The sequence below is a fragment of the Hongsoonwoonella zoysiae genome, from assembly GCF_013266695.1.
Lineage (GTDB): Bacteria > Pseudomonadota > Alphaproteobacteria > Rhizobiales > Stappiaceae > Hongsoonwoonella > Hongsoonwoonella zoysiae.
In genome coordinates, this window is record NZ_JABRXF010000001.1 from 914,017 (window position 1) to 925,735 (window position 11,719).

Below are 11,719 nucleotides of genomic sequence, written 5' to 3' on the forward strand. Positions count from 1 at the left end.
GTGAAATTACTAGTTATATCAGATACTTATGACATAAAAAGAGTTGCCAGTATAGACAAAGAAACCCTGTCCAACGCCATCCGACACGCGCGCACGCGCGATGGGACGCACATGAGCAACGGCAGTTTCAGTTTAGCCCCCTGCAAGACCATAGTTGATTTGCCATCTCATCTAGCCAGTTGACATCGAATCTAAAATGTAAGATATTCTTACCAGATGTAAGAAAGGAGCTTGTCGTGAGTCCTGCAGAAATCAAGGATGCACTCTCCGAAGTTATTACGGAAATACAAACCAACAGCGGTTTGAATTGCCCAATTTTGGAAAACTCGATTGTGCCTGCCAATGACATTCCTAGCTTTGATAGCAAGGTGTGGTTGGTCGCTACCACGATGTTGGCATCAAAAATAGAAACTGAGATTCCCGACGATGAAAACATCTTCATTGGAAAGGAATCGAACAAACCTATGAGCCTGGAAGAAATCTGCGAGTTTGTCGCAAAAATAATCGAATTAAAAAAGGCTAAGAGTGCTGCAGCATGAACGATTCAATACAGAAGCGAAGCAATTCAATTGGCGTACGACTGAAAGAGGCCCGCAAGCTGGCTGGCCTCTCCCAAGGTCAGGTCGCGAATATGCTTGGTCTGCACAGACCGTCCGTTTCTGAGATTGAGTCAGGAAACCGCAGAGTTTCCGCGGAAGAACTTCACCGCCTTTGCGACATCTACGATGTGAGTCTGGACTGGGTCGTGGGAAAGGCGTCAGGCTCCATTAGCCCCGACGATCCTCGTTTGGAGCTTGCTGCGCGCGAACTTTCGAAGCTTAACCCGGATGATTTGAATCGGCTTTTGCACGTAATCGCTGCCATGCGCTCCGACAAAGATAGCGGCGAAGGGAATACCTAATGGTGGTGCGTGCAATGAAATTGGAAGCCTTTGATCGGCAAAAGACCTCAAGTCGCGCCATCCAAATGGCGGCTTCGGTGAGACAGCGGGCGAATGCCACACAACATCTTCCGATCTGCATCTACGATGTATGTGAAAAGCTTAATGTAACCGTTCAATTTATCGACAACAACATGGAGGGCATGTACCAGAAAGGCGCTCGCCCTAGAATTTATCTGTCCCCAAAGCGCCCATTGGTACGGCGTGTATTTAATTGCGCTCATGAACTGGGGCACCATGAGTTTGGAGATGGCAGCTCCATCGACGAACTTCAAGAAAACGCTCGCACACCGGCTTGGGATGATCCCAAGGAATTCACGGCAGATTCTTTTGCAGCACATCTTTTGATGCCGATTATTGGGCTTCGCGGCGCATTTAACTCCCGAAATCTTAGTTGTGAGACAGCGACCCCTGAGCAGCTTTATGTCATCGCGTGTGACTTTGGGGTCGGATACACAACACTGGTCACTCACCTTTCCGTCGGCCTACGAATGATTACACATTCACGCGCTGCCGAACTTAAGCGCTGGTCCCCCAAAACGATTAGACATTCCCTTTTGGGGGAAGACACCAACGCATCTCTAATTGTGGCTGGGTCAAACCGGTTAAACCCAAGAATTGATGTCGAAGTGGGAAACTTGGTTCTGCTTCCGCGGGAGGCTGTCGTTGACGCCGATAAGCTTCGGCCAGTGAGGCAGCTTAAAAATGCCTCTTTGTTTGAAGCGACCAAGCCGGGAGTTGCACAAATTAGAACATCGCGATGGGCCGCATTTGTTCGCGTGGCGCGAGCTGAGTATGTAGGGCTAGCACGGTATCGGCATCTGGAGGACATATAAATGACTAAAGCGAATTCAGGTGCCGCAATTGCGCCCCTTGTGATCGACTCAAAAAATCTTTCCGAGGCATGGGCGCGAATATTCATCCACATCCTTGATCACCCAGGAACAGAGATCGCGCCACTGGTATTATCGATTGGTGACCTCGACCAACAGGAAATTATTGAAGAAGATGCGGAGTTAAGAGACGCGCTGGATACTCTTCTTAGGAAAAAGAATAAGACAAGTATCGAAAACGTCGCCTTCACTATTTTCCCTGAACGGTATTGGAAAATAGCTTCCGGCGACCGCACAAAGCTATTCAATCTATATAAGAATACCTTCGGTCGCATCCAGGCTCGCGATCGCAAATCGAATGGCAGAGGTCTCTATTTTCAACGCATGATGATGTACGGGCGAGGCCCGTGTAGCGGAAATCAGCTTGAGTGGATTCTTTCACAGTTTCAACGTCGCAAAGGCGTTAGGCGATCCATGTTTCAGGCTACCGTGTTTGATGCTGAATCTGATCATACGTCTACAGCGCTTATAGGCTTTCCTTGCTTGCAGCATGTCAGTTTTGAGCCGACGAAAGCCGGGTTGGTAATGAATGCATTTTATGCAACCCAGCAGATTTTCGATAAGGCCTACGGGAATTATTTGGGATTAGTTCAACTCGGCAAATTCATGGCGTCCGAGATGGGCATGCCGCTTGCACGCGTAAACGTAATGGTTGGAGTAGCAAAGTTCGAACGCATCACAAAATCCGACCCCGCTCTTGAAGCAGTTATCAAAAGCTCGCGTTCACTCATTGAAACGGGCCAGAACATCCGCAACCAAGCTGCCTAACGAGTTGAATGCAAGTGAACCAAGTTAACCCCACACCATATGTGTTCAGCAGGCTTTCGCCTGCTAGAGTGTCCGCTGTCTACGACACATATTGGAGATTCGCAGCAGAGAGACAAAAGATCTTCTTTAGTAGAATGACCAAGACAAACGCCCCTTGGTCTAATGATGAAATAATGCAAACTCACAAATTTACTAACGCCTACAGAGCGGCTGATCGCACAAGCCAATATTTGATCCGTAACGTAATCTACAGAGACGGTCTTCCAACATCATCTACGGAGACGTTTTTTCGCACTATATTATTTAAGATTTTCAACAAAATTGAAACATGGGAATTATTCGAGGAGAAGTTAGGAACAGTTACATATGAGGATTTCTCATTTGAACATTACGATAAGATACTCACAGAAGCAAAGGACAAAGGAGAGAGGATTTACTCTGCAGCTTACATAATGCCGCCGGGTGGCAAGTCTTTCGGACAGGTTGCCAAGCATCAAAACCACTTATTGCTTCTGAAAATGATGATTGATGACCATGTTCCTGACCGGCTGGCGCAGATGCCGTCTATGCAAGCTGGCTTTGAATGCTTGAGGTCCTATCCGACCATCGGGGATTTTCTGGCTTATCAGTTCATAACTGATCTGAATTATAGCAATCTAACTGAGTTTAACGAGATGGATTTCGTTATCCCGGGACCAGGAGCGCGAGATGGCATCCGCAAATGTTTTCTGGACTCCGGAGGTCTTTCCGAACCGGAAATTATCCGCCTAATGGTGGATCGACAGGAAGAGGAATTTGAGCGGTTGGGCTTGAAATTTCAATCATTGTGGGGGCGGCGTCTGCAACTAATTGATTGCCAGAATTTGTTCTGTGAGGTCGATAAGTATGCGCGCATTGCCCACCCCGATATCGTCGGGATTTCTGGCAGGACCCGCATAAAGCAAAAGTTCGTTCCAAAGAGCGAACACGTCAAATATTTCTTTCCGCCAAAGTGGGGGGTCAATGCCCACATTTACCAACCGACTTCGACTACGCAAAAAGACCACACCGGTCAGCCCTCAACCTCTTGTCGACCCTCAATGGGCAGCCGTTAGCGAAATGGACAAAATATAATGATAGACTCTCACACTAATAAATTGATTCGGACGTCTGGCCTGCTTTCGGCAGATCAATCTACGGAGCCAGTTCACATGGAAGAAGAAAAGACCGGCACTCTTTTGTCGTGGCAGCGCGATCAGTTTCGTCACGACCAGCGAAATCATTCTGATATCGCCTGTTTGCACAAAACGGATCGCCTTAAGCATTATGGCCTTCACTTCGCCAAGTATGTTGGACGATTGGCTCGCGGAGCGGTTGACCCCATTTCAGTTGAGCGAACGATTGTTGATACGGCGTTAGTTTGTTTAAGCGCAGCCAATACTCTTCATCAAAAATTGGATTTTCCGAATGACAATCAGATTCACAAAAATCTGAAAAACGACAATGTCAAACCATTAGCCGATGCTGCAGGTAGATTTGCAGACGCCTGTGAGAAAATCGATCATATGGAAGAATTCGTGGAGTTGGCGCGTCATTCAAATCAGGATATCTTGAATTGGGTAATCTCGGCCACAGCGTCCAATAGCCTTGACCTTTATCCGGCACTTAAGGCGCGACGTGCGGAGTTGGCGGAACGCCAATTCTATATCTCGGACTAAAAAAATGAGCTTTTGGTCCGGAGAGAAACTTCTTCAAAATCAGTCTGTAATAGTTGGCTTTGAGCCAAATCAGGTCGATGCGAACGCATACAATTTAAGAATGGGTCAATGCTATTTCATCACGGGAAATGGCGAGAAACAAACTAAGGTTTTCCTTCAGCAGGGCGAGCCATTCAGCATTCCGCCGGGCCAGTTTGCCTATCTCATGACGCGTGAGGAATTGGACATTCCGCCCAACGTGATGGCCTTCATCTCAATGCGCACGGGGGTAAAATTTCAAGGCCTCATCAACGTCTCGGGATTTCATGTTGATCCGGGCTACAAAGGCAAACTGATTTTCGCTTCCTTCAATGCAAGCCCGTCTCCAATTCAGATATGCGAGGGTGAGGCTATCTTCAAATTATGGTTCGCTGAACTCGACCAGAAATCAGGTCCCGAACACATATTTAAGGGCAGCGGCAAAGGGGACATCGATGGCAACCTGATCAGGGGGATGAGTAAAGAAATCTATTCCTTACAGGCACTTGCCGACAAAATGCGCCTGCTGGAAACCTCTGTAGAGCAAAAGTTCTCCGAACAGAAGCCGACTATAGACAACCTTACTTTCATTTGGCGCGCAGTTTCACTAGGCGTGGTCGGCACGATATTGGTGGCAATACTTACGTTGGCCTGGCCGTCTTTGTTATCGGGTGGCAGTTTCCTAAAAGCTTGGTTTGACAACAAGACAACCCTCGAGAACTCTGCTTCGAGTGGGGATGTCGAAGAAGAGGGCACCAATTGAAATTGATGGGCCACGGAATTGATATCGTGTCACTTCCTGATTTCCGGCGATTGATGGAAGGTCTCGAAACGGCTTTCATTTCCCGTACCTTTGCGCAATCCGAGATTGCTCAATTCCCTGAAGGTACTAGCCGAGTTCAGCACATTGCTGGACGATTTGCCGCAAAAGAAGCGACCTTGAAAGCACTTGGTGTCGGGTTTGGTAATGGCATCTCTTTCAAAGACATCCAAATCACTCGCGAAAATGGCAAGCCGCCAATCGTGACACTTTGCGGTGGCGCTGCGACTATGGCGCAGCAAATTGGTATTACAAATTGGCAACTGAGCATCAGCCATTCCGAGGACACAGCAATCGCAAGCGTAATTGCAACCGCTGAAAATAACATTCCTGATGCCTGAGCATCGTTCGAGAAACCACGACATCCCGACATCCACAGGCTCCGCTCCCCGCCCCAAACTGTTAGTGCCGTTGATAGGGGGAGGTCCGTTGGGCAGCGAAGCAGGTTGCCAATTAGTAGGGCAATTCAGGATTGGTAGGGTTCCAGTAGGGTCGCGGGGTGAAAGGGGTGGCAACGCGGTGACACGATGTGCTACCGTTTACTCTGGAAAAGCGGAGTCAGCCCAACGGCTTGTGCGAGCGCATCCAAATCGATGACATCACATCTAATCATCTGAAATCGTTACGAAAAACAATTCGTAATGATGGGGTCGCTGGTTCGAGTCCGGCATGCGGCACCACTTCTCAGAATCGTAGCGCTCCTGATCGCCCATCGGCTCCTGCGTTTCCAAACTGCCGCTGTTTTGGCTACCGAACCTTCCGGCATTTTCTTTTGGCTAGCGATCTCGTAGCCCAAATATCGCATAACCTCTGCAACGATCGAACCAGCGCTGGCGGTGCCCAAATCTTGCGCGTGATACCGAGCCCCCCAATTCCTTGACAATGATTGGCTCCACTCCAGACAAAGCAGGTAAACCCGCATCGGTTGCTTCAACCATCGTCTGCTTTCCATCGGCTGACCAGATGATCTCCTGCCCTCCTTTGTCCAAACGCTTTCTCGCATTTTTGTAGAGTTGGGCGCGTTGTTCGGGTGACATCCGCTTCAAGGTCTCGATCGTGATCATGATCCAATTCCTCGCGTCAGTCCAAAATCAGCCCGGCATGAGAAAAGCTGAATCGAACAGGTTCACCGAAGATTAGAGTCTTTCCGATCTCTCAACCATTATTACAGGTTGCAGCCGGTACTGGCAAAATGCCAGCTTCCAGGACGTGGAAGCCCTTTCACGAGATTCGGTGTCGACCGCAATAACGTCTTCCATGTTTTGGGGTGCTCGATTCAAGCACCCCTTGTTCCAGCAAACGGCAAGACCGAATTCCCGGTGCTCCCAAGAATCCGAGCCCGATGGATTGAACCGTGGATGGTACGCAGCGGGATCTTCGCCAACAAAGTACCTATTAGCCCTTACGTAAATTTGCTAAGGTAGCTTTAGATATCAATAAATCGCGGAGTTTGTAATGCGACGCAGCCTGTTTAGCAGCGGCATGCTGACTGCGATTACGTATGCTTCGCTTGCGATTCCCGTCATGGCAACCGACCACGAACTGGCGACAGGCGAACGGCTTGCCGCCGTCCTCAGAGCCGGCCGGAGCGTCATTTCAAATCACCAAACGCTGATAAACGACGAGTCCATTGGCGAAAAAGACCTTTCGGGCCAGCGTGTGGTGGAAGAAGCGCTGGATTTATACGCTGAGCGAAAGGGACAAACCATCGACACGGAAAACCTGAATGCGCTCGAGAGGCAACTCTTCGAAGCGCAAATCGAGGCCATGCGGGAAATCGTCGATGAACATCAGGAATTGATAGACGCCGAAGGGATTGGTTTCAAAGGCTTCATCCCGGCCGTTTTCGCCCGGCTCGTGAATGAACGTTTCGCGGAAAAAGTCGGCGATCTGGCGAATACCAAGGTGACGGCGCCCGTTGACATCGTCCGCAATCGCAAGGCCACCCCGGACGAATGGGAAAGAAACGTGCTCGAGAGCAAGTTTCTGGCAACGGATTGGGAACGGGGCAAACCGTTTTTCGAAGAGGTTGAGAAAAACGGCAAGCCGGCATTCCGGATGCTGATCCCCGAATATTACTCGGCGTCCTGCCTGTCATGTCACGGTCAGCCCAAAGGCGAAGTCGATGTTACCGGCTATCCCAAGGAGGGGGGAGCCGAAGGCGATCTCGCCGGCGCCATCAGCATCACTCTGTTCAGATGACGGCCGCTCATATTTTGAGAAAAAAGCTTGCGACCCTGTCGCATCGGAAAATCCCGCTTCGCCTCATTTCCCTGACGGTTGGCCTTTTGGGTGCGTTGCTCATCAGCATCGCTGTCATGACGCATGATCTCCTCCAGACCGAACAGCGGGTGGAAGAGGCAAATGCGAGGTTCCACCGCTTCGATGAAGCCGCGAGAGCTCATCGCCATTTCGGCGATCTTCGTTACTGGTTGACAGATCTCTCCGTCAGCCTTTTGACCTTGTCCGAAAGGCGGGCCGAGGAAGCTTACGACGCTCTCGGGGACGACCTTTCCCGCATTGACAGTTTCGCGCCGGAAGCCGCAGAAACGATCAGGCGCGGCGCCCAGGCATATCGCGACAAGGCGATGCAGGCGGTCGATGCCTATACGGCCGGCAATCGCGTCATAGGCAATGCCCTTCTTGCCGCGGCCAGGCGGCATAGCGACGAAGTCGTCGCTGTGCTTGCGGATATGGCTACGCGGTTCGAACGTGAAGCGGATGAGGCGCGCGACATGGCGGCGGTCGAAGCGCGCGCCGACTACATTCGCGCCCTTATCGCCGTTGGCGTCATTTGCGTTTCCGGAGTAGCGGCCACGCTTCTCGTCCTGCGTTCCATTCTGAAGCCGCTTGCCCGCATTGACGGGGCGATGGCGCAATTGACGGCAGGACATGAAAATGTGGAGTTGCCTCCGGCCGGGGAGGACGAATTCGGCCGCCTTGCAGGAACGCTGCGCCTTCTGCGCGACAGCCAGGCCAAGCGGCGTGAGCTGGAGGCCGCCGCCGAGCGTCAGCGCAACACGGTCGTCGCCGCAATCGAGACGATCCCCGACGGGTTCGCGCTTTATGACGAGGACGACCGGCTGGTGATGGTCAATCATCGCTACGTGGAAATATTTCCCGAGGTCGCCGACCTTCTTACGCCGGGCCGGAAGTTCGAGGAGATCGTGCAGGCGCAGGTCGAAAGGGGTGTTTCGGGCAAGGGTGCGGTTTCGGTTGAAAAATGGGTGGCCGAAGCGCTCCAGCGGCACCGTGCGCCTTATGGAATGGTGGAGCGGGAGTTCGCCAATGGCTTATGGCTGCGCATCGCCAAGAGGAAGACGGCCGATGGCGGGACCGTGGCCGTCTATACCGATATTACGGATCTCAAGTTGCGCCAGGCGGAGCTTGAGGAAGCGCGCCGTGGAGCGGAAGCCGCGAACGAGGAAAAAAGCCGCTTTCTGGCTTCCATGAGCCACGAGCTGCGCACGCCGCTGAATGCCATCATCGGCTATAGCGAGATGCTGATCGAGGATGCGAAGGATATCGAACGGGATGACTTCGTTATCGATCTTGAAAAGATTCTCGGGTCCGGCCGCCATTTGTTGGCGCTGATCAACGACATACTCGATCTGTCCAAAATCGAGGCCGGCAAGATGGAGCTCTTCATCGAGCGGTTCGACCTTGTGCCGCTTTTGAAAGACGTCGAAAGCACCGTCGCCCCTTTGGTGGCCAAGAAGGGAAATGTGCTCAACGTCCATGTTTCCGTGGAACCCGGCGAGATCGAAACGGACAAGACGAAACTGCGTCAAAACCTTTTCAACCTGCTTTCCAACGCGGCGAAATTTACCGAAAACGGCGATATCGAACTGTCGGTCGAACGTTATCGACGCGATGACGGCGACTGGCTGGAATTCGCGGTTGCCGACAGCGGTATAGGAATGAGCGAGGAGCAACAGGCGAAACTTTTCCAGGCATTTGTCCAGGCCGATGCGTCGACGACGCGAAATTACGGCGGGACCGGCCTTGGACTGGCGATCACGCGTCATTTCACGAATATGCTGGGAGGCTCGATCGAAGTGCAAAGCGCGCCCGGAAAGGGCGCGACTTTCCGCTTTGCGATACCTGCGGTTTGCAAGGCCGAAAGCGAGAGCGAGCCGGTGTCCGCGCTGGCGCCTGGCGCTCCGGCAGCGGGGTCCGATGGAATCGTGTTGGTCATAGACGATGAAGCGCGCGCGCGAAAGGTTGTATCGGACGCGGTGCGCGGCGCAGGCTTCGCGGTTGTCGAGGCCAAGGGCGGAGAGGAAGGAGTGGCCGAAGCCCGCCGCTGCCGGCCGGCGGCCATCATCCTCGATGTGATCATGCCCGGCATGGACGGATGGTCGGTCCTCAAGGCAATCAAGGCCGATAAAGAGCTTTGCAAGGTGCCGGTGATCCTCGCAACCGTTATGCCGGACCGGGAGATGGGCCTGGCGTTCGGTGCAGCCGACCATCTCATCAAGCCGATCGATCCGCGCCAGCTCGTCGACACGCTGAAAGCCGTCGCCGGAGACGAAAAAAGGGATGTCCTTGTCGTTGACGATGACCCTGCGACAAGAGAGCTTTTCAGGCGGGTTCTGCTACGCGACGGCTGGCGTGTGCGCGAGGCCGCGAATGGCAAGACCGGCCTGGAACAACTGGAGGCGAGCCGTCCGACGATCATGCTGCTCGATCTGATGATGCCGGAAATGAATGGTTTCGAACTGTTGCGCCAGATCCGCATGCGCCCGGATCTGGCGAATCTGCCGGTCGTGATCGTGACGTCAAAGGATTTGAGTCGTGAGGAACTCGAATGGCTCCGCTCGCATGCGAATGAAGTCGTCAGGAAGGGGGCTGAAGGCCGCGCAGATCTGGTCGCCGCGCTCAAACGGCACGTCCCCCTTTCGGAAGAGGCGTGAGGAGCTTGAAGGAAGATGGTCAGGATTCTCCTCGTCGAGGACAATGAGATGAACCGCGACATGCTTTCCCGGCGCCTCGAACGGCGGGGGTTCGAAGTGGTGATCGCGGTTGACGGCCAGGCTGGGGTCGATGCGGTGGCGGAATGCGCGCCGGATATCGTTTTGATGGATATGAGCCTGCCGGTTATCGACGGCTGGGAAGCGACGCGCAGAATCAGGGGCAATCCCGCGACGGCCGGCATTCCGATAATTGCATTGACCGCTCATGCGATGGCGGGGGATCGCGAAAAAGCGATCGAAGCCGGGTGCGACGACTATGATACCAAACCGATCGAACTGGCCGGATTACTGGACAAGATTGCCCGCCTTATCGAAGGGTGAACCATGTGGCGAATCCCCATGACATCGGACAGCGCGCGTATATCGCGATAGTCGCGCAGAAACTTGCCGCACCCGCGCAGGCGATACTCGGTTATCAGGAACTGGTAACGGAAGAGGTGCGAGAGCGTGGGCCCCGCGAAGCGCTGGCCGACCTTCAGAAGGTTCTTCAAGCGGCGCGCATGCTCAATGCCTTGATCGAGCGCCTGACCGATGCCGGCAATGACGGCATGGAAAACATGCCGCCGGTCGATGCGAATGTCAGGCATGACCTCAGAACGCCGGTAAACGCGATCATCGGCTATTCGGAGATGGTTCTGGAAGATTTCGCCGAAGAGCTCGGGACGAGGCTTCCGGACGATATATCGAGGATCATCACCGAAAGCCGTCTGCTGCTCGAGCAGGTCGATGCGACGCTGGAGCGGCCTTCTCATTTTTCGGATATTTCCGCGGAAGACAAAGCGGATGTGACAATTGCCGCCGATCTCGCGCGTACCATGACGTCGGGCCGAACGCCGGCAGCTTTGGAAACCGGGCGGGTCCTCGTGGTCGATGATACCGAATCCAATCGCGACCTTCTCTCCAGGCGCCTTGGCCGAGACGGTCATGCCGTCGAAGTCGCCGCCTCGGGAAAGGAGGCCCTGCAGAAACTGGGGGTTGAAGAATTCGATCTCGTCCTCGCTGATGTCCTTATGCCGGATATGAACGGTATCGATCTCCTGGCCAGGATAAAATCGGATGAGAACTGGCGCGAAATTCCCGTGGTGATGATCTCCGGCCTGAAGGACGAGGATGCGGTGATCCGATGCATCGAAGCCGGCGCGGAAGATTATCTACAAAAGCCTGTCGACCCGGTCCTGCTCAAGGCGCGAATAAGGGCGTGTCTGGAGCGCAGTCGTTGGCGGGGCCGGGAAAAGCGCTATCTTGCCGAAATCGAATACGAAAAAGAACGCGCCGACGCCCTCCTGCATGCGATCCTTCCGGGGCAGGTGGTAAAAAGACTGGCGAACGGCGAGGCGGTTATCGCGGATCGTATCGACATGGCATCGATCCTTTTTGCGGATATCGTCAATTTTACGGAGCTGTCGGCGCGAACGCCGGCAGTGGATCTCGTCCACCGGCTCGGCGCCCTGTTTTCCCGGTTCGACGATCTGGCGGATCAGCATGGCATTGAGAAGATCAAGACGATCGGCGACGCCTATATGGCGGCCGCCGGCTTGCCGGACCCTCGTTCCGATCATGCGAAAGCCGCAGTCTCCTTCGCCAAGGATATCCTCGCTGAAACGGAG

13 protein-coding genes (1 of these 13 cut by a window edge) are annotated in these 11,719 nt (G+C 53.3%); 12 read left to right on the forward strand and 1 reads right to left on the reverse strand.

From position 1 onward, the window contains the following. Window positions 1-236: 236 nt before the first annotated feature. The 8 genes from HPQ64_RS04270 to acpS all read left to right on the forward strand — a co-directional run bounded on the left by HPQ64_RS04270 (window position 237) and on the right by acpS (window position 5,477). Entirely contained in the window at window positions 237-539 is a 303-nt protein-coding gene (locus HPQ64_RS04270; protein WP_172887118.1) for a hypothetical protein, read from the forward strand. Further along, window positions 536-901, forward strand: a complete 366-nt coding sequence (locus HPQ64_RS04275) for a helix-turn-helix domain-containing protein (RefSeq protein WP_172887119.1) — start codon at window positions 536-538, stop codon at window positions 899-901. The genes HPQ64_RS04270 and HPQ64_RS04275 overlap by 4 nt, the downstream gene beginning before the upstream one ends. Further along, window positions 901-1,776, forward strand: coding sequence for an ImmA/IrrE family metallo-endopeptidase (locus HPQ64_RS04280; protein WP_246270275.1), 876 nt, complete (start codon window positions 901-903; stop codon window positions 1,774-1,776). Before HPQ64_RS04275 ends, HPQ64_RS04280 begins: the two co-directional genes overlap by 1 nt. Continuing rightward, window positions 1,777-2,601, forward strand: a complete 825-nt coding sequence (locus HPQ64_RS04285) for a thymidylate synthase family protein (RefSeq protein ID WP_172887120.1) — start codon at window positions 1,777-1,779, stop codon at window positions 2,599-2,601. An 8-nt stretch (window positions 2,602-2,609) separates the two neighbouring features. Beyond that, window positions 2,610-3,695, forward strand: a complete 1,086-nt coding sequence (locus HPQ64_RS04290; RefSeq protein WP_172887121.1) for a nucleotide kinase domain-containing protein — start codon at window positions 2,610-2,612, stop codon at window positions 3,693-3,695. A gap of 96 nt (window positions 3,696-3,791) precedes the next feature. Further along, entirely contained in the window at window positions 3,792-4,298 is a 507-nt protein-coding gene (locus tag HPQ64_RS04295; RefSeq protein WP_172887122.1) for a hypothetical protein, read from the forward strand. 4 nt (window positions 4,299-4,302) lie between these two features. Continuing rightward, a complete protein-coding gene (locus HPQ64_RS04300) occupies window positions 4,303-5,079 on the forward strand; it encodes a dCTP deaminase domain-containing protein (RefSeq protein WP_172887123.1) in 777 nt (258 codons plus the stop codon). A gap of 5 nt (window positions 5,080-5,084) precedes the next feature. Next, a complete protein-coding gene (gene acpS / locus HPQ64_RS04305; protein ID WP_246270520.1) occupies window positions 5,085-5,477 on the forward strand; it encodes a holo-ACP synthase in 393 nt (130 codons plus the stop codon). Window positions 5,478-5,912: 435 nt separating this feature from the next. On the opposite strand, the gene HPQ64_RS04310 is transcribed toward acpS, so the two are convergent. Continuing rightward, on the reverse strand, window positions 5,913-6,200 hold the full coding sequence (locus HPQ64_RS04310) for a hypothetical protein (protein WP_172887125.1): 288 nt from the start codon (window positions 6,198-6,200) through the stop codon (window positions 5,913-5,915). Between the two features lie 598 nt (window positions 6,201-6,798). Between HPQ64_RS04310 and HPQ64_RS20550 the strand changes: the two genes are divergently transcribed. The 4 genes from HPQ64_RS20550 to HPQ64_RS04330 all read left to right on the forward strand — a co-directional run. Beyond that, window positions 6,799-7,338, forward strand: a complete 540-nt coding sequence (locus HPQ64_RS20550) for a Tll0287-like domain-containing protein (RefSeq protein ID WP_343035912.1) — start codon at window positions 6,799-6,801, stop codon at window positions 7,336-7,338. Window positions 7,339-7,454: 116 nt separating this feature from the next. Further along, a complete protein-coding gene (locus tag HPQ64_RS04320) occupies window positions 7,455-10,052 on the forward strand; it encodes a response regulator (RefSeq protein WP_246270278.1) in 2,598 nt (865 codons plus the stop codon). 15 nt (window positions 10,053-10,067) lie between these two features. Continuing rightward, window positions 10,068-10,433, forward strand: coding sequence for a response regulator (locus HPQ64_RS04325; protein WP_172887128.1), 366 nt, complete (start codon window positions 10,068-10,070; stop codon window positions 10,431-10,433). A gap of 5 nt (window positions 10,434-10,438) precedes the next feature. Next, a protein-coding gene (locus HPQ64_RS04330; protein ID WP_172887129.1) for an adenylate/guanylate cyclase domain-containing protein crosses the window boundary here: on the forward strand, window positions 10,439-11,719 show its 5' portion. 273 nt of this gene lie beyond the right edge of the window; the window shows 1,281 of its 1,554 coding nt (coding positions 1-1,281); the start codon lies at window positions 10,439-10,441; the stop codon falls past the right edge of the window.

What these genes read in the sequence shown, in the direction of transcription:
- HPQ64_RS04290 (WP_172887121.1), top strand. Translation starts at nt 2,610, where the DNA reads ATGCAAGTGAACCAAGTTAACCCCACACCATATGTGTTCAGCAGGCTT.
- HPQ64_RS04310 (WP_172887125.1), bottom strand. Translation starts at nt 6,200, where the DNA reads ATGATCACGATCGAGACCTTGAAGCGGATGTCACCCGAACAACGCGCC.
- HPQ64_RS04280 (WP_246270275.1), top strand. Translation starts at nt 901, where the DNA reads ATGGTGGTGCGTGCAATGAAATTGGAAGCCTTTGATCGGCAAAAGACC.
- HPQ64_RS04300 (WP_172887123.1), top strand. Translation starts at nt 4,303, where the DNA reads ATGAGCTTTTGGTCCGGAGAGAAACTTCTTCAAAATCAGTCTGTAATA.
- HPQ64_RS04320 (WP_246270278.1), top strand. Translation starts at nt 7,455, where the DNA reads ATGACGCATGATCTCCTCCAGACCGAACAGCGGGTGGAAGAGGCAAAT.
- HPQ64_RS04325 (WP_172887128.1), top strand. Translation starts at nt 10,068, where the DNA reads ATGGTCAGGATTCTCCTCGTCGAGGACAATGAGATGAACCGCGACATG.
- HPQ64_RS04285 (WP_172887120.1), top strand. Translation starts at nt 1,777, where the DNA reads ATGACTAAAGCGAATTCAGGTGCCGCAATTGCGCCCCTTGTGATCGAC.
- acpS (WP_246270520.1), top strand. Translation starts at nt 5,085, where the DNA reads ATGGGCCACGGAATTGATATCGTGTCACTTCCTGATTTCCGGCGATTG.
- HPQ64_RS04275 (WP_172887119.1), top strand. Translation starts at nt 536, where the DNA reads ATGAACGATTCAATACAGAAGCGAAGCAATTCAATTGGCGTACGACTG.
- HPQ64_RS04295 (WP_172887122.1), top strand. Translation starts at nt 3,792, where the DNA reads ATGGAAGAAGAAAAGACCGGCACTCTTTTGTCGTGGCAGCGCGATCAG.